20 protein-coding genes are annotated in these 22,833 nt (G+C 38.6%); 13 read left to right on the forward strand and 7 right to left on the reverse strand.

The genetic code is table 11. The features are described 5' to 3' along the window. Complete coding sequence (locus DNK84_RS04325) at positions 1–1,119, reverse strand: MlaE family ABC transporter permease (protein ID WP_119343344.1); 1,119 nt, start codon at positions 1,117–1,119, stop codon at positions 1–3. Positions 1,120–1,342: 223 nt separating this feature from the next. Here DNK84_RS04325 and DNK84_RS04330 point away from each other — a divergent pair, with 223 nt between their 5' ends. The 8 genes from DNK84_RS04330 (at position 1,343) to DNK84_RS04365 (ending at position 12,560) form a co-directional block, all read left to right on the forward strand. Then, on the forward strand, positions 1,343–2,677 hold the full coding sequence (locus tag DNK84_RS04330) for a chloride channel protein (protein WP_119343361.1): 1,335 nt from the start codon (positions 1,343–1,345) through the stop codon (positions 2,675–2,677). Positions 2,678–2,768: 91 nt separating this feature from the next. After that, entirely contained in the window at positions 2,769–4,793 is a 2,025-nt protein-coding gene (tkt, locus tag DNK84_RS04335; RefSeq protein WP_119343345.1) for a transketolase, read from the forward strand. A 190-nt stretch (positions 4,794–4,983) separates the two neighbouring features. Next, positions 4,984–5,994, forward strand: a complete 1,011-nt coding sequence (gap, locus tag DNK84_RS04340; RefSeq protein WP_119343346.1) for a type I glyceraldehyde-3-phosphate dehydrogenase — start codon at positions 4,984–4,986, stop codon at positions 5,992–5,994. A 101-nt stretch (positions 5,995–6,095) separates the two neighbouring features. Next, complete coding sequence (locus DNK84_RS04345; protein WP_119343347.1) at positions 6,096–7,283, forward strand: phosphoglycerate kinase; 1,188 nt, start codon at positions 6,096–6,098, stop codon at positions 7,281–7,283. Next, a complete protein-coding gene (gene pyk / locus DNK84_RS04350) occupies positions 7,280–8,713 on the forward strand; it encodes a pyruvate kinase (RefSeq protein ID WP_119343348.1) in 1,434 nt (477 codons plus the stop codon). The genes DNK84_RS04345 and pyk overlap by 4 nt, the downstream gene beginning before the upstream one ends. Positions 8,714–8,728: 15 nt before the next feature. Next, positions 8,729–9,811: a class II fructose-bisphosphate aldolase gene (gene fba, locus DNK84_RS04355; RefSeq protein ID WP_119343349.1), complete on the forward strand. Its 1,083-nt coding sequence runs from the start codon at positions 8,729–8,731 to the stop codon at positions 9,809–9,811. Between the two features lie 214 nt (positions 9,812–10,025). After that, complete coding sequence (locus tag DNK84_RS04360; RefSeq protein ID WP_119343350.1) at positions 10,026–11,438, forward strand: hypothetical protein; 1,413 nt, start codon at positions 10,026–10,028, stop codon at positions 11,436–11,438. A gap of 165 nt (positions 11,439–11,603) precedes the next feature. Continuing rightward, positions 11,604–12,560 (forward strand): DNA-directed RNA polymerase subunit alpha, encoded by a 957-nt coding sequence (locus DNK84_RS04365; protein WP_119343351.1) that lies wholly within the window; start codon positions 11,604–11,606, stop codon positions 12,558–12,560. Positions 12,561–12,669: 109 nt separating this feature from the next. Here DNK84_RS04365 and DNK84_RS04370 read toward each other — a convergent pair whose 3' ends face one another. Further along, entirely contained in the window at positions 12,670–13,533 is an 864-nt protein-coding gene (locus DNK84_RS04370; RefSeq protein ID WP_119343352.1) for a MurR/RpiR family transcriptional regulator, read from the reverse strand. A 205-nt stretch (positions 13,534–13,738) separates the two neighbouring features. On the opposite strand from DNK84_RS04370, the gene galE reads away from it, so the two are divergent. Then, positions 13,739–14,749 carry a UDP-glucose 4-epimerase GalE gene (galE, locus tag DNK84_RS04375; RefSeq protein ID WP_208123254.1) on the forward strand — a complete coding sequence of 337 codons (1,011 nt, stop codon included), beginning with the start codon at positions 13,739–13,741 and terminating at the stop codon, positions 14,747–14,749. 116 nt (positions 14,750–14,865) lie between these two features. Next, the gene (locus DNK84_RS04380) at positions 14,866–16,659 is read left to right on the forward strand and encodes a protein kinase family protein (RefSeq protein ID WP_119343354.1); all 1,794 of its coding nucleotides are present in this window, start codon (positions 14,866–14,868) and stop codon (positions 16,657–16,659) included. A 29-nt stretch (positions 16,660–16,688) separates the two neighbouring features. Here DNK84_RS04380 and DNK84_RS04385 read toward each other — a convergent pair whose 3' ends face one another. Beyond that, positions 16,689–17,063 carry a YidH family protein gene (locus DNK84_RS04385; RefSeq protein ID WP_119343355.1) on the reverse strand — a complete coding sequence of 125 codons (375 nt, stop codon included), beginning with the start codon at positions 17,061–17,063 and terminating at the stop codon, positions 16,689–16,691. A gap of 210 nt (positions 17,064–17,273) precedes the next feature. On the opposite strand from DNK84_RS04385, the gene DNK84_RS04390 reads away from it, so the two are divergent. Genes DNK84_RS04390 through DNK84_RS04400 form a run of 3 tightly spaced genes read left to right on the forward strand, consistent with a single transcriptional unit; the run spans position 17,274 to position 20,433 of the window. After that, complete coding sequence (locus tag DNK84_RS04390; protein ID WP_235826821.1) at positions 17,274–18,401, forward strand: pyridoxal phosphate-dependent aminotransferase; 1,128 nt, start codon at positions 17,274–17,276, stop codon at positions 18,399–18,401. Between the two features lie 55 nt (positions 18,402–18,456). Beyond that, positions 18,457–19,353 carry a GTPase Era gene (gene era, locus DNK84_RS04395; RefSeq protein ID WP_119343363.1) on the forward strand — a complete coding sequence of 299 codons (897 nt, stop codon included), beginning with the start codon at positions 18,457–18,459 and terminating at the stop codon, positions 19,351–19,353. 39 nt (positions 19,354–19,392) lie between these two features. Beyond that, positions 19,393–20,433: an HlyD family secretion protein gene (locus tag DNK84_RS04400; protein ID WP_119343356.1), complete on the forward strand. Its 1,041-nt coding sequence runs from the start codon at positions 19,393–19,395 to the stop codon at positions 20,431–20,433. Here DNK84_RS04400 and DNK84_RS04405 read toward each other — a convergent pair. From DNK84_RS04405 to DNK84_RS04420, 4 genes are all read right to left on the reverse strand, one after another. Continuing rightward, positions 20,428–20,787: a (2Fe-2S) ferredoxin domain-containing protein gene (locus DNK84_RS04405; RefSeq protein WP_119343357.1), complete on the reverse strand. Its 360-nt coding sequence runs from the start codon at positions 20,785–20,787 to the stop codon at positions 20,428–20,430. The two genes, DNK84_RS04400 and DNK84_RS04405, sit on opposite strands and share 6 nt — an antisense overlap. Before the next feature lie 85 nt (positions 20,788–20,872). Next, positions 20,873–21,787 carry a LysO family transporter gene (locus DNK84_RS04410; protein ID WP_119343358.1) on the reverse strand — a complete coding sequence of 305 codons (915 nt, stop codon included), beginning with the start codon at positions 21,785–21,787 and terminating at the stop codon, positions 20,873–20,875. Positions 21,788–21,947: 160 nt separating this feature from the next. Then, on the reverse strand, positions 21,948–22,421 hold the full coding sequence (locus DNK84_RS04415) for a hypothetical protein (protein WP_119343359.1): 474 nt from the start codon (positions 22,419–22,421) through the stop codon (positions 21,948–21,950). A gap of 20 nt (positions 22,422–22,441) precedes the next feature. Next, on the reverse strand, positions 22,442–22,833 hold a 392-nt coding region (locus tag DNK84_RS04420; RefSeq protein ID WP_162902214.1), incomplete at its 5' end, for a hypothetical protein.

A 22,833-nucleotide genomic window follows, 5' to 3' on the forward strand; every position in this document is an offset into this window, starting at 1 on the left:
CTATATCCCAATACTGCTAAATAAAATAGAAAACAACGCATCTACGACAATAATCAAGAAGATAGCATAGACCACACTTTTTGTTGTTTCTCTTCCAATACTTAATGAGTCATTTTTTACAACCATACCGCGGTAACAGCCAACAAAGCCAATAATAACAGCAAAAAAGGGTGCTTTAATAAGGCCAATCAGGTAGTTATTAAAGGGCACTGCAATGCTAAAGCGCTGTATGAATTCATAAAAAGAGATACCTAATGACATCTTGGCCATGATCATGCCACCAATACAGCTGACGATATCTGCAATAACGATTAAAAGCGGTAAAGAGATAGTCATGCCAACAATCCTTGGGACAACAAGGCGCTTTATTGGACTTATCCCAAACGTTTTCAATGCGTCAATTTCCTGTTGGACTTTCATTGAGCCAATTTCAGCAGTAAAAGAGGAAGCCGATCTTCCTGCTACGATGATGGCAGTAATTAAAGGTGCAAATTCGCGCAGTAAAGAAATACCAAGAAGGTCAACCACAAAAATATTTGCACCATACATTTTAAGTTGTGAGCCAATTTGATAGCAAAGTACAACACCAATTAAAAAACAAAGTAACGCAACGATACCAATTGCCTTGACACCTGTTTGTTCGATGATGTCAAATAAAAGGCGCCATTTCGTGGAAAAAGGGGTTCGAATAATTTGTAAATAGCTTAAAACGGTCTCGCCAATAAATGCGATTAAGTTTTTGCTATCTTTGATGTATTCTGTGGTATTCTCGCCAATTTGATAGACTTTTTCAAATGTGTTTAATGGGCGAAGCTTTATATCACCATTCGTGTAGTTGTTCTTAATAAGTGTCAGAAGGCTTAGCTGTTCTGGGTGGTGTTGAATGGTTGTAATATTAAAGGTCGTTTGTAATTTATAAATAAAATACGCACCAGCCATATCAAGGGAAGTAACCCCAAGAATATTGATATCTGATAATGACGTTTTGCTTGCCATAAGGTTTGAAAGTTTTTTTTGTTCAATTGACTGCCAGCGCCATAAACCAGTTAGATAAAGGCATTGATCTTTAATATAAAAATCGGCAACACCACCAAACATCTCTTTCCTATCATGGTGCATAAGTTTCCTTGTGTTATGATTATAATCTTTATCTACACAAAATAATAGGCAAAAATTGGTGGCTTTTCAAGGCATCAAAGCAGCACCACAGGTATAAATGTAATAACATCTATCTCAGCATCAAGACTTTTTGATGAATCCAGCAGTTTGTGCTTTTTTTTGTATGTAAACAGGCGTAGAATGTTCACCAGCAAGTTTGCGTGAAAATAGACTAAAAAAACCAATGAAATACTTTAATCTAAAAGCACTTAAAAAAGATAAACTGTTTACCGAATCACGCAAATTAATGTCTTTTTCATTATGGAGAAGGCGCTTGATCTTTTGGGGTGGTGCTATTTTGGTTGGTATCATCTGTGTGTTATTTGCTTATTTATGTGATAGTGTCAACGACAGCTTTAATGAATTAAGTCAATTACATCCTTTTTGGCCGCTCTTTATTACGCCAATTGGCTTTATGGTGATTATTTATTTGCTCAAAAATTACTTTGATGGTGCCGAAGGCAGTGGTATTCCACAGGTTATGGCGGCATTGAAAGTAAAAAATATGTATCGCCGCAGTAAGTTAGTATCCATTAAAATTGCCCTGGGAAAATTTATGTTAACTGCCATGGGTTTTTTAAGTGGCGCATCTATTGGTCGTGAGGGACCAACGATACAATTAAGTGCAGCGGTGATGCACTTTTTGGGCCGCCTTGAAAAGTTTAATCGAGAAGATACTGAGCGCGGGCTTTTACTTGCAGGTGGTGCCGCCGGGATTGCTGCAGCATTTAATGCACCATTGGCTGGTGTTGTTTTTGCCATTGAAGAATTGGCAGGCTCTTTTGATAAAGGTATAACCGGTACCATGATTACAACAGTTGTGCTGTGTGGTTTTGTTTCATTGGAGGTAATGGGAAATTATGCTTATTTTGGTGCAAGCTCAGCAACATTAGATATTTTACATGGTGGCTGGTTTGTCATTTTGGTTGTTTCCCTTGTTTGTGGTTTTTTAGGCGGTGTTTTTAGTAAGCTATTATTAACCGTTTCAGCAGCCGGTATGCATCTTATGCGCCAAAATCCGGTGATATTTGCGGGTGTGATTGGTTTGGTTGTTGCCATTATTGGCTTTTTCACACATGGGGCAATTTATGGTAGTGGCAAAGAAATTGCGGTAGATCTGCTTAATGGCCATGACACCGGGACATCCGTGTTTTTTGGCTTTTGGAAAATGATTGCAACCTTATTGTCCTTTATCAGTGGTATCCCAGGTGGAATATTTGCACCTTCATTATCTGCTGGGGCTGGATTTGGCCATATGATGAGCCAGTTTTTTGCTTCTCATTATGCCAGTGCGATTATCTTAATCGGCACGGTTTCTTACTTCTCAGGTGTTGTCCAAAGCCCGATTACCTGTTTTATTATCGTATCTGAGATGACAAGAAATGTATCCACAGGGATGCTACTGCCTATTATGCTTGCGGCTTTATTGGGAACAGCTGCATCAAGGCTTATTTGTAAAGAGCCGATTTATCACTGCTTGTCATTACGTTATCTGGATAAATTGAAAGCACATCGGTGATTATCTAATAAGTTCGGCACAACCTGCGCTGACATTTAATTTGCCATGTGGTAAACTCTTTGGCGTTAAAAACCTAACTTCAGGATATTGTATGAGCTTAGATCAAAAACAGCTTGCAAATGCAATTCGTTTTCTTTCTATGGATGCAGTGCAAAAAGCAAAATCAGGCCATCCAGGCATGCCAATGGGCATGGCAGATATTGCAACTGTGCTATGGCGTAATTATTTACAGCATAACCCTAAAAACCCCAACTGGATGAACCGGGATCGATTTATTTTATCTAATGGTCATGGCTCCATGCTTTTATATTCGCTATTACACTTAAGTGGGTATGGGTTGACGATTGATGATTTGAAAAATTTCAGACAGTTACATGCCAAAACACCAGGCCATCCAGAGTATGGTTATGCACCGGGTGTGGAAACAACAACAGGGCCGTTAGGACAAGGGCTGGCCAATGCAGTTGGTATGGCTTTGGCAGAGAAAGTGTTAAGCAGCACATTTAATCAGTCTGATATTGAATTAATCGACCATTACACCTATGTCTTTATTGGCGATGGCTGTCTTATGGAGGGGGTTTCTCATGAGGTAAGCTCATTGGCTGGGACCTTGAAGTTAGGAAAGCTTATTGCCTTTTGGGATGATAATAATATCTCGATTGATGGTGATACAAGTGGGTGGTTTACTGAGAATGTTGCAAAGCGATATGAAGCATATGGCTGGCATGTGATTCAAAATGTTGATGGTCATGATACGGTACAGGTGGATCAGGCGATTGCAAAAGCCCGGGCATTAACGGATAAACCAACACTTATCTGCTGTAAAACAAAAATTGGTTTTGGCTCACCAAATAAAGTTGGTACACACGGTGTGCATGGTGCACCATTGGGTGATGATGAGATTGCTAAGACGCGAGAAGCATTAAATTGGCCTTATAAGCCATTTGAGATTTCCAAAGAAATCTATCAGGCATGGGATCATTGCCAAAAAGGACAAGCAGATGAGCAATCATGGCTTTATAAATGGCAGGCTTACCAAGAAGCCTATCCGCAAAAGGCTAAAGAATTACTGCGTCGATTGGATAATAAACGGCCTCAGGATTTTAATGAAGTTATTGAGAAATACCTTCAGTCACTGTTGCAGGATAAGCCTAAAGTGGCAACGAGAAAAGCATCACAGATGGCATTGGAACAAATATGTGCGATGATGCCAGAAATGTTTGGTGGTTCAGCAGATTTAACCGGCTCTAATTTAACAAACTGGTCAGGGTCAAAATGGTTAAATGCGCATGAAGTTCCTGCAAACTATTTGTCATATGGTGTGCGTGAATTTGGTATGGCAGCAATGATGAATGGCATGTCGCTTTATGGTGGTTTTAAGCCATATGGCGGGACATTTTTAGTCTTTAGTGATTATGCACGTAATGCGATTCGCATGAGTGCAATTATGAAGCAGCCTGTTGTCTATGTGATGACACATGACTCAATTGGCTTGGGTGAAGATGGGCCAACGCATCAGCCAATTGAGCATTTGCCTAGTTTGCGTGTGATGCCAAACTTATATGTTTGGCGACCGGCTGATAGTGTTGAGACCGCTATTGCCTGGCAGTGTGCATTACAGGAAAATCATGCGCCAAGTGTGCTTGCTTTATCACGCCAGGGCTTGCCAACAATTGTTGATGATGACGAAAAAGTACAAGCAATTAAAAAAGGTGGCTATGTCTTACAAAGGGCCAAAAACCCAGTGTTAACAATGATAGGTACAGGATCAGAAGTTTCTATTTTGTGCGAGGCTGCTAAGATTTTATTAAAAGAAGGTATTGCAGTTAATGTTGTATCAATGCCTTGTGTTGAGAAGTTCCTTATGCAAAAAACTTCATATAAAGCAGGGGTTGTACCACAAGATATTCCCGTATTAGTTATGGAGGCAGCACAGCCTGATCTTTGGTATCGTTTGTTGCCTAAGGCCGGTGGAGAGATTATTGGGATGACAGGCTTTGGTGAATCAGCGCCAGCAGATCAGCTTTACCAATATTTTGGCTTGACGGTTGAAAATGCCGTTGCCAAGGCTAAAAAGCTTTTATGTGTCACTGAGGAAAATCAGGTGGTCGTATAATAGATCGATTCTAAATAAAAGCGTATAATGTTCGTGAATCATAGTGGTATCTACAAGCAATTGAGAAGATATGCCAGTGCTTATTACTGGTATGTATAAACTAAAGCAAAGTTGATAATAAGATCCATGGATATTGAAAAATTTATTAACAGCAATCGTGCTGTAATCAACAATGAAGGAGAATGAAACAATGGCAATTAAGATTGCAATTAACGGTTATGGTCGTATTGGACGTTGTGTTTTACGTGCTATTTATGAAGGTGGTTTAACCGATCAATTTAAGGTTGTTGCGATTAATGATCTTGGTAGTGCAGATGTTAATGTTCACTTGACAAAATATGATACAACCCATGGCCCCTTTAAGGCAGATGTTTCTTTACAGGGCAATGAAATGCAGGTTAATAACGATCGCATCAAGCTTTTAGCTGAAAGAAACCCTGCTGATCTTCCTTGGAAATCATTAGAGGTTGATGTTGTTTTTGAATGCACGGGTGTATTTGCTTCTAAAGAAAAATGTCAGCCGCATTTACAGGCAGGTGCCAAAAAGGTCGTTATCTCAGCGCCAGCTGGCAATGATGTTGATGCAACGATTGTCTATGGCGTTAATCAGAATGTATTAACATCAGATATGACCGTTATTTCCAATGCATCATGCACAACAAACTGTTTGGCGCCGATTGCGAAAGTCTTAAGTGAAACGGTCGGCATTGAGATGGGATTGATGACGACGATCCATTCTTATACAAATGATCAGTCAATTGTTGATAGTTACCACAAAGACTTACATCGCGCACGTGCTGCTGCACATAATATGATTCCAACTAAAACAGGTGCAGCTGCAGCTGTGGGCCTTGTTTTACCTAAGCTTAACGGTCGTTTAGATGGTTTTGCCATGCGTGTGCCTACGATTAATGTTTCTGTGGTTGATCTTACGTTTACAGCAACACAAAAAACGACTGTTGATGCGGTAAATCAGGCGGTTAAAAAGGCTTCAGAAAATGAATTAAAAGGTATTCTGGGCTATAATGAAGCGCCTCTTGTATCTTCTGATTTTAATCATGATGCACGCCCGTCTGTTTTTGATGCAACGCAAACACGTGTGATCGGGAATCTGGTTAAAGTTCTGTCTTGGTATGACAATGAGTGGGGCTTTTCAAATCAGATGTTAAGAACAACCAAGGCATGGTTTGACGCAAAATAATGCTACGATAAAAGACGCATATGCGTCTTTTTTGTTTTACAAACAGGTGGTTATCTGCCTATATAAAATTTGTGTCAAGTTAGTTTATTAAAGGAAAAAATATGCATTTTTTATCAATAACAGATGTTGACCTTCAGGATAAAAAAGTCTTGATACGTGCTGATTTTAATGTGCCAATAAAAGATGGTAAGGTGACAAGCACCACACGCATAAAAGCGGCATTAAAGAGTATTAAATATGCGCTGGATCAAGGTGCTGCCGTGATATTGATATCACACTTAGGCCGCCCACAGGAAGGCCAGTATGATGAAAAATTCTCTTTGCTGCCTGTTGCTGATTGTTTGAGTGAGTTATTAAATAAAACAGTACATTTGGCGAAAAACTGGTTAGATGGCGTTGATTGTAAGCCAGGTGAAGTCCTGCTTTGTGAAAATGTACGCTTTAATAGCGGCGAGAAGAGTGCAGATGAGGCATTATCTAAGAAAATAGCCAGTCTTTGTGATGTTTTTGTGATGGATGCTTTTGCCACAGCGCATCGAGCGCAGGCCTCAACTTACGGGGTTGCAAAATATGCACCTGTAGCGTGTGCGGGGTTTCTTTTAACACATGAACTTGAAGCGCTTACAAGTGCCTTAAAAACACCAGAAAAACCAATGGCAGCAATCGTTGGTGGTGCGAAGGTTTCAACGAAGCTTACGGTTTTAGAAAATTTAATCGATAAAGTAGATCAGTTGATTGTCGGTGGCGGGATTGCTAACACTTTTTTAGTCGCAGCCGGTTTTAATGTAGGTAATTCACTGATCGAGGCGGATTTAGTCGATACGGCAAGGGATTTGATTTTAAAAGCCAGGCAGAAAGGTGCCGAGATTCCGTTGCCAGTTGATGTGCGTGTGGCAAAACGTTTTGATGAAAATGCAATAGCGCATATCAAAACAATTGAAGCAATTGAGCCGGATGATATGATTTTAGATATTGGTCCTATAACTGAAAAACAACTTGTTGAAAAACTTTCTTTGGCAAAGACCATTTTATGGAATGGTCCGGTTGGTGTGTTTGAATTTGAACATTTTGCCAAAGGGACAAAAGCCATTACCAAGGCGATTGCAGAGTCAAACGCCTTTTCGGTAGCCGGTGGTGGAGATACGGTTGCCGCAATAGAAAAATTTAATGTTAAAGATAAAATTTCTTATATATCAACAGCAGGTGGTGCGTTTTTGGAGTTTATCGAAGGAAAAACATTGCCTGGGGTTGAGATTCTATGCCAAAGAGCAAGTGAGGTTAAAGCATGAGAAGAACGAAAATATTAGCGACAATTGGTCCGGCCAGCCAATCAAAAGAAGTTTTGGTGGAAATGATCAAAGCAGGTGTTAATGCGGTGCGCTGTAATTTCTCGCATGGCACGGCTGATGACCATCGTCAGCGTGTACAGCTGATTCGGGAAGTTGCCAAAGAGCTTGGTGTTTATATCGGGATTCTGGCTGATTTACAAGGGCCTAAGATTCGCGTGGCAAAGTTCAAGGATGGTGGCGTTGAGCTTAAAAAAGGCGCTTCATTTATCTTGGATGCCGATATGGATAAAGATAGTGGCGATGAAAAAAGTGTTGGTATTGACTATAAAGCACTGCCTAAGGATGTCGCAAAAGGCGATGTATTGCTGTTGGATGATGGTAAGATTATATTGACAGTTGATAAGGTCTCTGGGAATAAAGTGTACACTAAGGTCACAGCAGGTGGTGTATTGTCAAACAATAAAGGTATTAATAAACAAGGTGGTGGGTTAACCGCACCTGCTCTGACAGATAAAGACAAGGAAGATATTAAAACAGCTGCAGCGTTAGAAGTTGATTATGTTGCCGTGTCTTTTCCCCGTGATGGTAAGGATCTTGATTACGCTAGAGAACTTTTAAAGCAAGCAGGCAGTGTTGCTGGCATCGTTGCTAAGGTCGAACGCGCTGAGGCTGTCACAAACATTGAAGAGGTCATTATGGCGTCAGACGCTGTGATGGTTGCTCGTGGTGATTTGGCAGTTGAAATTGGTGATGAGAATGTCCCTGCTATTCAAAAGATGATTATACGAAGAACAAGACAGCTGGATAAAATTGCCATTACAGCCACACAAATGATGGAGTCAATGATCACCAACTCAACACCAACACGGGCAGAAGTCTCTGATGTGGCGAATGCTGTTTTAGATGGTACTGATGCGGTAATGCTTTCTGCTGAGTCTGCTGCAGGAAAATACCCTGTGGAGAGTGTAAAAGCAATGTCAAGAGCTTGTGAGGCGGCTGAAAACAGCAATCTTGTTGACATCGTATCCAAAGAAAATGTGACCAGAAATCACAATCGTGTAGATGAGGCAGTGGCAAGCGCTGCTGTCTATCTGGCAAACCATGTTGATGCTAAAGCCATTATTTCGTTAACAGAATCAGGTTCAACGGCACTTTGGATGTCAAGAATCAATACGCGATTACCGATTTATGGTTTATCACGTAATAAATCAACGCTAGGTCGAATGACGCTTTATCGTGGCGTGGTTCCAATTGAGTTTGACTCAACCCGCATGGCGCGTTTTTATGTAAATAGAGAAGCATCACTTGAGCTTGAAAAACGTAAACTTGTTAAACAGGATGACTGGATGATTTTAACCAGTGGAGACCACATGGGACTGCATGGGGGAACCAATAAGATTAAAGTTATTCAGGCAGGCAATGTAGTATAAAACTAAGGGAAAATTATGGCACTTGTATCATTAAGACAATTATTGGATCACGCAGCTGAACATGGTTATGGGATCCCTGCGTTTAACGTAAATAACCTTGAGCAGATTCGTGCAGTGATGGAGGCTGCTGACAAAGTCAATGCCCCAGTTATTTTACAGGCATCAGCCGGTGCAAGAAAATATGCTGGCGCACCATTTATTCGTCACTTGGTCTTAGCAGCAATTGAGGAGTATCCACATATTCCAATCTGTATGCATCAAGATCATGGAACATCCCCTGATGTTTGTCAAAGATCAATTCAATTGGGCTTTTCCTCTGTGATGATGGATGGTTCGCTTAAATCTGATGGCAAGACACCTGCGGATTATGCCTATAACGTTGATGTGACAAAAATAACGGTCGCCATGGCACATGCTTGTGGTGTTTCTGTTGAAGGTGAGCTTGGTTGCTTGGGATCTTTAGAAACAGGCCAGGCCGGTGAAGAAGATGGTGTAGGTGCTGAAGGTACTTTATCTCACGATCAATTATTAACTGATCCTGAGGAGGCTGCACAATTTGTTGCTGAAACCAAGGTTGATGCGTTGGCAATTGCGATTGGTACAAGCCATGGTGCGTATAAGTTCACTAAACCGCCAACAGGTGATGTATTGGCTATCTCGCGAGTGAAAGAAATTCATGCGCGTATCCCAGATACACACCTTGTCATGCATGGTTCATCATCTGTGCCACAGGATTGGTTGGCTATAATCAATGAATATGGCGGTGAAATGGGTGAGACGTATGGTGTGCCTGTTGAAGAGATTGTTGAAGCAATTAAATATGGTGTGCGTAAGGTCAATATTGATACCGATCTTCGTATGGCGGCAACCGGGGCGATTCGCCGGTTTATGGCAACAGATCGCGCTGCCTTTGATCCGCGTAAATATAATGCGGTTGCTAAAGATGCAATGCGCGATATCTGCCAGGCAAGGTATGAAGCATTTGGCGCTGCTGGCATGGCTGGTAAAATAAAACCCATCTCGCTTGAGAAAATGTTTCAGGCTTATCAGTCAGGATCATTAGACCCGCGGGTTAAAACGGCAATGACACATATTTGATTTTCAGCCGACGCCAGCTTTAAAACAACAAAATTGAGTGAGCGTAGCTGAATTAAAAGTATATGTTATTTCGTCACTTTTTTCATTTTATTTTCGTGGTATTTTACGGTTTCATTTATTTAAATGTAATTTACCCTTAGTGTTATATTGAGCACGATTGGCAAAGCAGAAGGCGCTTGATGTGTCCAAAAACGGTTGTCAGAGAGGAAAAATGATGAAGAGTTATAAAGAGATAATAGAAAATATACATAGTCAATGTGTCATACAGAACATCACTATAGGAGATCTAGCCAAGTACCCTACAAACATCTATGGTTTTTGTGATTTTTTTTATGATCTTTTTGCATTAAATGATTCGGTTCGACTTAATCCATTTATTAAATTTTTAAGGACTAACAGTTATTTAGATCAAGAGATTCTGAGCAAACATAAGTTTTTAGGATTCATGTGGCATATGCCAGAAAATCCAGACCAAATAGTGCTAGATGAATTACATGAAGCTATAGTGTTTGATATTATTAATAGTGGTGTGGTGTGGGTTAAGAATGAAATATTTCACCTTGGTAGTGGCGATATTTTATATGATGATGAAGGATTAAACCCTGATATACCCTTTGGTGATCAGCCGTTTATTGTTCGTAACATGGTGCAACGCCATATACGGACAAAGCGTGAAATTAGTTCTAGTACAAAACCACAGTTAAGTACTTGGCTGGTAAATGAAGTCGGTGTTGGGAATTGCGGTGAACATGCGGCAGCAGCTTATGTTTATGCTAAGCATATTTTGGGTAAAGGTGAGTATATTGCAATTTGTGCTTCAGGGGTAATGGATCATAGTTTTGTTCTTGTTAGCAATAAGCCAATTAAAGAAAACCTTGAGAAATATGTTGAAAGCATTAATAAAAAGATTCCAATCAATACAAACGAGGAAATTTATGTTTTTGACCCTTGGAGTCAGAATTATAATGAAGCACGTTTTTTATCCAAGTGCCATTTTGCTTATGATACCAATGGGGAATTAGTTGCCCCTGAAGTTTACAAAGAGAGATGTTGCAATAATATCCCACTTCTTAATAATGAATCAGAAATTATTCCTACCTTAGAGCTGCGGTATAATAGTAAATATCAGCCTAAGACAAGCGTGCAGCTACAGTTGGAAGATGATATCAAAAATATGCTGCAAGGATGTGTCAAGCATCTTAGAAAAAAACTTAGTCAGCGCTATAGTGATATCCTTCCTAGTGAATATAAGCTTACAAATAAAGGCAGTAATATTATTAGAAAATATCTATATCAGAAGTTTTCTAACTTTTTAACAGAGAACGCTGTAAGCTTAGATAAGAAAGAGTGTCAGTGTTTAAAAAATCAAATGCTAGCATTACGTATGCGGTGCAGATTCATTAAAGGAAAGACGCTTGGCAGTGTTATGAATATGCTTAGTAATACTATTAAGTTTGAAAAAGACTATGCAAATATAAAACAAACGCTCAACAAAGATTTTTATAATCAGACACAAAAAGAATTGGACAATGGCCCGAACTCATCAAACTACTCTTTTGATTCTAATGGAAAATTATTTTTTAATGGTAAAAAGCAGGTTGTTTTTTATCCGGCAGCAGATTACTGATTAGTTGATTGTAAGGCATTCACCTGATTCAATTCAACCTATTGAGCCTATTGCATGTGTTGACGTGTTGAATTAAAAAAATATATTTTTTTCTGGTGTTTGCGTATGACTTTTTGTTAGAATATAGCAAATTTATGGCATGTATAAAACAAATATTGGATAATTATGGCTTTAGAGCATTTATTGCACCCAACGAATATTAACTTGCAAGACAAGGATAAGAATAACGCTAAAATTGTGCTTGAACCCTTAGAGCGTGGTTTTGGTTATACACTTGGTTTTGCATTAAAGCAAATCATGTTGCAAAGCTTATCTGGTGCTTCATTGACAAAAGTTAAAATCAATGAAGGTATCGATAACTATGAAACAAAAATTGCTTGTATTGAAACGATTTCTGAGTTGATTTTAAACCTTCAGGCGATTGAGTTTAAATTAGCAGATGATGTTGCGAAAGGCACGGTAAGCATTAAGCTTTCTGGTAAGGCTAGAGAAGTCTATGCTGCTGATTTAACAGTCTCAGAAGGCGTTGAAATTCTAACACCTGAAGTTTTTATCTGTCAGTATGAAGGCAAAGAAAAACTTGATATCGAGGCTGTTGTTGCATTAGGTGTTGGCTATCAACCTGCTGAGAAAATATTTGAAGATGCGTATTTTCTTTTAGATGCCTCTTTTTCACCAGTAGTAAGCTTTAGTTACAATGTAGAAAATGCACGTGTTGCACAAAAAACAGACTTAGATAAGCTGATTTTAAATGTGCAAACCGATGGCAGCTTGTCGCCTTCTGAAGCACTTGCTGTTGCTGCACGCAATATTCAGTCACAGATGTCTGAAATCGTTGATGAGGAGCAATTAGCTGAGCGCATGCAGGTTGAAGAAGAGCCGCAAATAGACCCATTCTTACTTAAGACAGTCGAAGAGCTTGACTTAACCGTACGTTCGGCAAACTGCTTGAAATCGGAGAATATTCGCTATATTGGTGAGCTGGTTCAACGCTCTGAATCAGAGTTGATGAAAACCCCTAACTTTGGTAAAAAATCACTAACAGAAATCAAGGAAAAGCTTGGCTCATATGGTTACTCATTAGGTACTTTTGTTGAAAGCTGGCCGCAAGATTTATTATAATCACCATTCAAGCCGATCAATGATGATCGGTTTATCTGATTAATTTTTCCTTTTAAAAATAAAATAAACAAACACATCGTAGGTGATGTGCTATTGGCTTTATTATCTGCTAAATCATGCTGTGTTGCTGCTTTAAGTCAGTTAAAGCAGTTTTTGTTTTTTGCAGACGAATCTGTGCATCTTCTTTATTAAGGCGTGCATAGTTATAGACGAGAAAGTCGATGATCGTTAATTGCTTTAATCGATGTGACATCGGAACGAACAGCCCCGTATTGACTTGCCTTTTTATATTAAGCCGAATAGTTGCCGTTTGATCAACAGCGGACCCTGGATCAGTGATTGTAATGACTTTTGCACCATTGATTCTTGCAAGCTTACAAAGGCTGACCAAGGCTTCTGATTTTCCGCTGTTAGAAATGGCAATAATCGCATCATTGGGTTGTAAAGAACCAACAGCCATTGCTGACATATGCATATCAGGGTAGTAGTCAACTTTAGCAGTCATTCTAAAGAGCTTGTGAAAACTATCAAAAGCAGTACAGTTTGATGCGCCAAAGCCGCAAATAACAACCTTTTTAGCATTGATCAGTGCATGTGTGGCAAGTTCAAGCTGTTCAGTATCAATTTCACGGTCAAGGTTTGCCAGTGCCGCACGCGCAAATTGCGCGACTTTATCTTTAACCGTTTCTGTTGTGTCATCTTCTTGAATGTTGATAGACTCATTGATCCGCCCTAAAGCTAAGTCTTCTGCAAAGCGGATTTTAAATTCCTGGTAGCCTTTGCAGCCGACCGCACGACAAAAACGAACGATTGTCGGCTCACTTACCCCAATTTTTTGCGCGATTGTGGTAATGTTAAGTGCCGTTGTTTCATTGATGTGATCCAAGATCCAGTTGGCTACCTTTTGTTCTGATTTTCTCAGCTTAAATTCGCCATGTTGTAATTTTTCTAGTATAGTGTCACTATGTTTCACAGTTTTTACCTTTTTGTTTATTATTTTTTAATTCATGATAGCTGTTATTTATTTTGTTTTAAAATAAGTAAAAAAACAACCATAATATGTCAACGATCTGATTGCTTTCAGAAACGAATGATAAATTCGACGTTTATTATAGCAAACAGATAGATGAAAGGCATTTTTTTCGGTAAAATGACGCAAAAAGTGAATAAGTATAATTATGATTCTTGTTACAGGTGGTGCGGGGTTTATAGGTTCACATACTGTTGTTGAATTTTTAAACCGTGATAAGGATGTTATCATTTTAGATAATTTATATAACAGCGCCATAAATGCAGTTAAACGAATTGAAAAGATCACGGGAAAAACCGTTTCTTTTATTAAGGGTGATATTAATGACCGGGTTTTGCTGGATAAAATATTTGCCCAGTATAGTATTGATATCGTTATTCATTTTGCCGGCTTAAAAGCGGTTGGTGAAAGTGTAACAAAACCGCTTTTTTATTATCAAAATAATGTTTCAGGAACCTTAACATTGCTAGAAGCGATGCAAAAAGCCGGTGTTAAGCAAATGGTGTTTAGTTCATCAGCAACCGTTTATGGTGATCCAAAGCATATTCCTGTCACAGAGCAAACACCCTTGGGGCAGCCAACAAACCCTTATGGGCAATCGAAACTCATGATTGAAAAAATCTTACAGGATTTATATAAAGCAGATAATGAATGGTCGATAGCGTTATTGCGCTACTTCAATCCCGTGGGGGCACATGAAAGTGGCCTTATTGGTGAAGACCCAAATGGCATACCAAATAACCTTGTCCCTTACATCTCTCAAGTTGCAATTGGCAAGCTTGATTCCTTATCTATTTATGGTGATGATTATAAAACGCCAGATGGCACTGGGATTAGAGATTATATTCATGTTGTAGATCTGGCAAAAGGACATTGCCATGCTTATGATTATCTGCAAAAACATACAGGGTGTTTTACTTGGAATTTAGGGACAGGACGTGGCTATTCAGTGCTAGAGGTTATAAAAGCCTTTGAAAGTGCCTCAGGCAGGAAAATCCCCTATAAAATAAAGCCAAGACGTCCAGGCGATATTGCCAAAAGCTGGGCAGATTGCAGTAAAGCCCAAAAAGAGCTTCAATGGCAGGCGGCAAAGGATATTGATCAGATGATGGCTGATGCCTGGCACTGGCAGTCAAAGAACCCTAAAGGTTTTAGTTAACCAAAGCTTGTAGTGTTTGCATTATGAGTCACAAACTTTATTGTGGCAAGCCCACGTTCTCTTTTATCTTGTCATTAGCTATTCTTTCGCATATTTAACCTTATGAGGTTTTTACTATGAAAGCAGCTGAGTTACGTGCATTGGTCATATATGCTAATAATCTATACAACTATATTAAGTACCCTAGTGACAAAAGTGAGTTAGAAAAACATATTGCTAGAGGGAATGAACAGTGGGGGAAGTTTAGCGTCCAGCAGAAAATTGATGGGATTTTTGAAAAGGAAAAAGCACAGGCGTATCAAGATGATGCAGCGTTGCTAAACGCACAGTTTAAAACTTATAGGTTGCTGAAAGCAGACAGCGATCATTCGGGGCCTAGAGTATATCACTTTGCTATCAATGATAAGACTTATGAATTCTCCGCCAGAGAAAGTAGTGGTCATGAGTTAAGAGGGAAAAAGCTTCTGTCACATATTGAACAAAATCCAGATAAAAGTCTGCAAGATTTCATCAACGATTCATCTTCTCAAATTGAATTTCATGTTAATAACAAATTAAGCATATACAAAGCAGACAGCTTCCCAGATTTAGATGAGCTATCTTTTGAGGCAAAAGAAGCACAAGAAAAAATTGAGCAGGCAGCAAGAGAATTTATTTCTAAAAAAATAGCGAATAATTTTCTTGATGTAGATCCCAAACCTTTGAAAGAAATGTCAGAGGAATATCAAAAACAATATATAGAAAATTCTATGTATGTTAAATCGTGTTTAGATAGAATAATAGAGAAGCTTTCTGAGTCAAATAATACTTTGTTAAAACAGGATTCAAAATATTTGAGAGACATTTTAACTCTGGATAATGTCGAAGAAGTAGCGTCTTTAGTTGCCGGGTTGAAAGAAAAGGACGTTCCGGCAGAAATTTTTACTTTAATTCATTTCAATTTACAAGTAATCCAAGATAAACTGGGTTTTAAGATCAACTCCCACCAGAATAGTGACCTTTTAGCTAAGTGGAGTGAGGAGTATAAAAACATTAGTCAAAAAAATGCGCTTTTAGTAAGCTTAAGTAAGGCATTAAATGAAAAAATAATACCTAAGGAGCAGCAGGATTCAGTTAAAAAACTTTGTCAAATTCTCTCAGGTAACAAAGAAATTGAGTTAACAAAAAAAGATATTCAGCAATTGCGAGACGGCGATATAGGTGATATTTGTCGAGCGCATGCTAAAGATGTAAAAAGATATGGCCGATTGACACATTATTTAGAAGATATTCATAAAGAAACAACCAAAAACTATATAGGCGATTATCAAGTGATAAAAGTGCTAGGAAGTGGGTCTTATGGTGATGTTTTTTTGGCAACAAAGAATGGTAAAAACTATGCGATTAAACTGTTAAATGGGACAGATAAATTTAATCAAAGCCCTGACTTATACCAAGAAGCAGAGAACTGGAACCGTGTGCAGAGCGCTTTGGGGAATAATGAGCTTGCTATTGCACATGCTTGTCAGGCAAAAAGTGACATTGTGATGACTAACCAAAAGGGAAATTTTATTCAATATCAAGGACAGGGTGTGGCAATGATTATGCCTGAGGTTCCAGGTAAAACCTATATGGAACATATGGAAAGAGAGTCGTTGAGGCCTTCAATAAAAGTCGATATGCAAAATAAATATCGGGACATGTACTTCCAAGTTGGTGATGAGAAAGATGGACAGTTTAGTTTTATCTTACCTGATTTTCATGAGGGTAATTTTATGTACGATGAAATGAATAAAAAGCTTATGCCTGTTGATTTAGGTAATGTTAAAAATAATATTGGAAATAAAAAACTACCGTTGTCTTTTTTAGCAGAATTTAAATCAGAATCTGATCGATATTATGTTCAGAATAATACTGGAAATAACCCATAATAACCCTTACATAGACTTGTACTGATAAATCACATCAAGATATACCATGCATAAATAACCATCGATGTGGTAATGAGTATTAATAAGATACCCAGGAAGATATCAGGAACGCGCGATGTATAAGTGCTAATCATTTGCGCGTTGATCCGTTCTCTATTGAGCGTGAAACGGATTGATGCGATTAATAAGATTGCGACAGATAGAAGCATAATCGCAATTCCCAGAATTTCAGCGGTGTGAGAGATGACAAAGTTTGTTTCCACGTTTAAACCTTTGGCAACAATACGCATAAAAATATTAAATTTTTCAATTAAAAAGCCAAATGCCATAACAGCGATTGCTGTGCGAACCCAGGCAAGATAAGTGCGTTCGTTGGCAGCATGATCATTAAAGTTTTGTATCATAAGCTTTCAATGCTCATATTTCCCATTGGTGTTAATTATAGTTGAGATTAACAATGAATACGAGTTTCTTGATATAAAATCCACATTTAAGCTGGATTTAAGCAAAGTGCATGTTATATGATGAGGTGAGGGTTGTTTTGTTGGGAGTTAATGGTGGGTAATCGTTTAAGTTTTAGAGTAAATCAAATGACAGGATCGCAGGCGGCTAAAATGTCTGATAAGGCCGATCGTTTAAGGCTGGCTGGTGCTAATGACATTATCTCTTTAGCCGTTGGGGAACCAGGTTTCTTCTCACCGGATATTGTGAAAGCATCGGCGATTTCTGCGATTAAAAATAATCATACACAATACACTCCTGTGGCAGGGCTTTTTGCATTAAGGCAAGCCATTGTCAGACACTATCAAAAAAATTACCACCTTGATTTTGCGATGGATGAAGTATTTGTTACATCAGGTGCCAAGCATAGTTTACATAATATTTTTAATTGTCTTTTAAATCCCGATGATGAAGTGATTGTATTTTCGCCTTTTTGGACGTCATATCCTGAAATGATCCGGCTAAGTCAAGGTAAATCAGTTATTGTGGCTACATCACATAAATATGATTTCCAGCCGCAAAAGGAAGCATTATTAAGTGCACTAAATAATAAGACCAAGGCGATTATTCTAAACTCACCGAATAATCCAACCGGTGCGATCTATACTCAAAAAACATTACAGATGTTTGCTGAGGTATTAAAGGATTATCCGGATATTTGGGTAATCAGTGATGATATTTATCAAATGGTTTATTGGGATAAACGTCCCTTGTCTTTGCTGGAAGTTGCTCCTGAATTGAAATCGCGCTATGTCATTGCCAATGGGGTATCAAAAAGCTATGCCATGGCCGGCTGGCGGGTTGGTTACACGCTTGCCCCGGCTGATTTAACCCAAGCAATGGGTAAGTTTCAATCACAATCGACTTCCTGCGCCTGCTCAATTTCACAATATGCCTGTATTGATGCGCTTTCTCTAACACATGATGATATATCAGATCAAATTCAAATGTACCGTGATCGTGTTCGATTTGTATATGAGAGATTAAAAGATATTGATGGTGTTAATTGCATTGTCCCACAAAGCACATTTTATGTTTTTCCTTATATCAAACCGTTATTAGAAAAATTAGGGTTTGCAGATGATATGGCGTTTTGCCTTCAATTGCTTGAAGCCAAACATGTCGCTGTCATGCCAGGTTCAGTCTATGGTGGTGATGGTTATTTACGTTTAAGCTGCGCTGATAACCTTGATGTGCTGGATGAAGCGATGCGCCGTTTTGTTGATTTTGTTCGACAATAAAGGCAATTCAAACTACAATATGCTGCAATACAACACAATAATTGTGACCGCTATTATGAAAAAATGTGGATATATTGCTATCGTTGGGCGGCCGAATGTGGGGAAGTCAACACTACTTAATCATATTTTGCACTATAAAGTCAGTATTACCAGTCGTAAACCGCAAACAACGCGCCACCAGATTACGGGTATTAAAACAGAAGATCAAACGCAGTTTATCTATGTTGACACGCCAGGGCTGCATCAGGATGAGCCGCGTGCGATTAATCGTTTTATGAATAAAGAAGCCAGCAGTGTATTAATGGATGTTGATGTGGTTTTATTTGTCGTTGAAGATGGCAAATGGACAACTGGTGAGGATTGGATTCTAGAGAAAATAAAAAAAGTGAATGTCCCTGTGATTTTAGTGATCAACAAGGTTGACCAGCTTTATCATAAGCATACGACAAAAGCATTTGCTGATGAGGTTTCTGCTAAATATAATTTTGCCGATGTTTTTTTAATATCAGCCAAACAAGGTCATCATATCAAGGCATTAGAGGATCGTATTGCTGGGGTCTTACCACAAAGCGAGCATTTCTTTTTTGATCAGGATCAAATCACTGATCGTACTGAGCGTTTTATGATTGCTGAAATTATCCGTGAAAAACTCATGCGAACGTTAGGACAAGAAGTTCCTTACCAGTTAACCGTTGAAATTGAGCATTGCAAGTATAATGAACAAAAAGATTTGTTTGATGTTCACGCAGCAATTTTGGTGGAACGCCAGGGGCAGAAGGCCATGGTGATTGGTGCAAAAGGACAAAAGCTTAAGAAGATTGGCACGGATGCACGAATTGATATCCAAAAAATGTTAGGTAAAAAGGTTTTTTTACAGTTATGGGTAAAAGTAAAAGAAGGCTGGTCGGATGATGATCGTGCTTTGCGATCTTTAGGTTATGACTTGCATTAAAAATAATTATTGATAGTTAATTTTATTAAGAGATCAACGATGTCCCAAGAAGATACCAATGCGCATCAGCATTCCAAAAAGATGCCGGTGAAAAAGACAAACTGGCTAAAATATATCGTTTTGACGGTTATCGTCTTATTATGTGTTGCTGGATTTTATGCATATGTAAAGTATACAGAAATTTACCCATCAACAGACGATGCTTATGTGAATGGCCATACGGTGCATATCGCCGCACAAGTCACAGGTAAGCTGGATAAGCTTTATATAGAGAATAATCAAAAAGTACAAAAAGGCCAGTTGTTATTTACTATTGCTCCTGATAGCTTTATTTATGCCGTACAAAAGGCGAAAGCTGATTTAGATTTAGCGCAAAAACAGATTGCGGCTATTGAAGATCAGATTGCTGCTAAAAAAGCCAAGCTTAAAGAATATGAAGCAAAATTATTTGTTGCCCAACAAAAATATAACCGGATCAGCAAACTGGTGGAGCAAGGCATGAGCTCGAAAGAAGAAGGCGACGAGTCTCAAGGAGATCTGGAAGTTGCTAAGGCAACGATTAATGCCGCTAAAGCTGATATCGCCCAAGAGCAAAAGCAGCTTGTGTTGCAACAGGCTACGATTGCTGCACAAAAAGCACAGCTTGAAACGGCAAAGCTAAATTTAAGCTATACAAAAGTTTATGCGCCATTATCTGGTTATATTTCTGATTTTTCTTTACGCCAAGGTGCATTAATTAACGAAAATCAGAATCTATTTACTTTGGTTAGTGATGAAGGTTACTGGATTGATGCCAATTATAAAGAAACGCAAATGGCGCGTATTAAACCAGGACAACGTGCTGATATAGTTTTGGATATGTATCCGGATATCACCTTAAAAGGGAAGGTGCAAAGTATTAGTGAAGGCAGTGGCAGTGTTTTTTCATTACTGCCACCAGAAAATGCTTCAGGAAACTGGGTAAAGGTTATTCAGCGCTTTCCCGTGAAAGTGGTTTTATTACCTGGTGAGATTAAAAAAGTACCACGCTTACGCGTTGGGGCATCGGCGACGGTGACAGTCAACACACATACATCATAAATCAGCTTTAATTTGATATTTCTCAACGATTTCTCCGTTGATCAAATGCTGTTGAATAATCTCTTCAAGTACGGCAGGTGTGCAGGAGTGATACCATACACCTTCAGGGTAAACAACAGCAATAGGACCGTTTTGACAGATTCGCAAGCAATTGGCTTTTGTTCGAAAAATTTCCCCTGATTGAGATAGTTTTAATTCACATAAACGCTTTTTTAAATAATCCCAGGATTGTAAAGCGTTTTCTCGATTACAGCATTTATCAATAGTTTGATCACAGCAAAGGAAGATATGACGCTTTATGTTGTTAATACCTAATTTGGCAGCCTTTTGGTTTGTAGAATATTTTGTTGTCATCGTTTATTATTCGCTATTGATAATGGTTATTATTGTATATGAGCTATTGCTTGTTTGATAGGGCTTCTTTACGTATGTTGCTTTTCTAATGATTTAACAAATTAAGCAAAGGAATTAAAATTGGTGTGGCAATCGTTAAAATAAATCCAATGCTAATGGCCACGGGTACAGCTTGCATGCCGATGTTATCTTTAATCACAGGTAAGGTGAAATCCATAGCAGTTGCACCGCTATAACCAATAAATTCAGTAGGCATTTGCTTGGCAAAAGAAGGAATCAAGATGATCGCAAAAATTTCTCTGGGAAAATCAATAAAGAAAGTCATGGTACCAAAATGTGCATCAAGTAATTGCGCATTTAAGATACTTGAAAGGCTGTACCAGCCAAAGCCACTTGACATCATTAACGCATAAGGGATGGGAATGTGGAAAATAAGCCCAAGTAGAGCACCAATGATAAGGGAGCTTATTATTAATACAATGGCGATGCTAAAGCCAGTTTTATTCTTTAATACCTGAGTCAGCGAGTGGCCTTCGCGTTGCAGCTGCATGCCGATAATAAATAGAGTGATTACAAGAAGGGCATCAATAATAAACTCAAGTGCGCCAAGTTTTGTATCTATGATAATTCCTAAAAAAACGCCGATGATCAGATAAACAAGATATTTAAAACTAATTAAAATAGGAATCAATGGGCTTTTTTGTTGTAATAATCCTTCTGAAGGATAAACACGGCGATGTGGCTTTAGATATAAAAAGGCTTTAATTGCGGTAATATTGACGATGAAAAGCCCCAGTATAAAAGCGATAACAATGCCTGCCATTGCTAGTAATTCCCCTTTAAGAGAAAGCGCCAGTTCACCAAAGTTATACCCCATCACAAAGATAATTAAGGCAATAATAAGGTTTAAAAGCCTATTCATCCATTGATTTGAAACCCATGGAAGATTGATAAAATAGCCTAAAATAAGTGCCAGTAAGATAATGCCTGCCTGAATCACACGTTATGCCTTAGTTTATTGTTTGAATATCGCATGTCAGTATAGCAAACAAGCATTCGATATACTATGGCATCGACTAGAATCGCTATTGAATTGAGCCCAAATTAAGCTTAACTTATGTCATAGCTTAATGGCTGATCAATAAACAACGTCGCTGATTTTAGTTGATGTTTTCTAATACGACATGAAGCTGTTTTAGACCAGCACCTTGGGAGAGTGTACATGTGACACCGCCGGTATCTTGGGAACATATGCCACCATAAACGTTATTTCCGGCATCATTGACGTTATGGACATAACCGTCTTGTCCATCAGCCTGGATACTGACATTAATATTATTAATACCAGAGGCTGGATTTACAGGTGTGATCTGGTAAACAAGATTGGTATATTTTTGTATTGTTCCTAAGCCTTGATCTGCCCATTTCCCTTTATAAGAAAGCGCATAAGCTGTATAAGGATCTAATTGCAGGCTTACCGATGAATTGGCATCGATCGTTGTGACCACATTGCCTGCTGCCTTAAGTGTTGCTTGTGTGTCGGTATTGTTGGTGAAGTTTGCATTGTAGGCTAATACACTTGAGGTGCTTAGTAAAAGACCTGTTGCTAAGAGTGTTGAGATTAATTTTTTCATATGATTTCTCCTAATATTGTTTACATTAATTTTTTAGATGGATAAAAGCCTGTTTTAATATCCATTGTTGTATGCGTTTTTTGACCCGAAATGCTTTGTGCATAGACATAGATTTTCCCATCAATAAACGACTTATTTGGGCCTGTGACTGAAATAATTTGATAACAACTTTCCCCGGGCTTAAGTGTTGCACCTTTAATGCCATTCCAGCAGGCATGCTTTGCACCAATTTCCTTTGACTGTGCAAAGTATAAATTCAATTGAGCTTTATTCAGCTTTACCGTTTGGTCTTTAATAGATGAAATAGATAAAGTCTGGTTGTGCGCATCTGCATCATCATTCAATTGATCTGCGTTATTTGTGACTTTAATTTCCATCTCAGCATGATGGCCTGCTAGGTTCTGTGAACCAA

Source organism: Facilibium subflavum (genome assembly GCF_003574485.1).
GTDB lineage: Bacteria > Pseudomonadota > Gammaproteobacteria > Francisellales > Francisellaceae > Facilibium > Facilibium subflavum.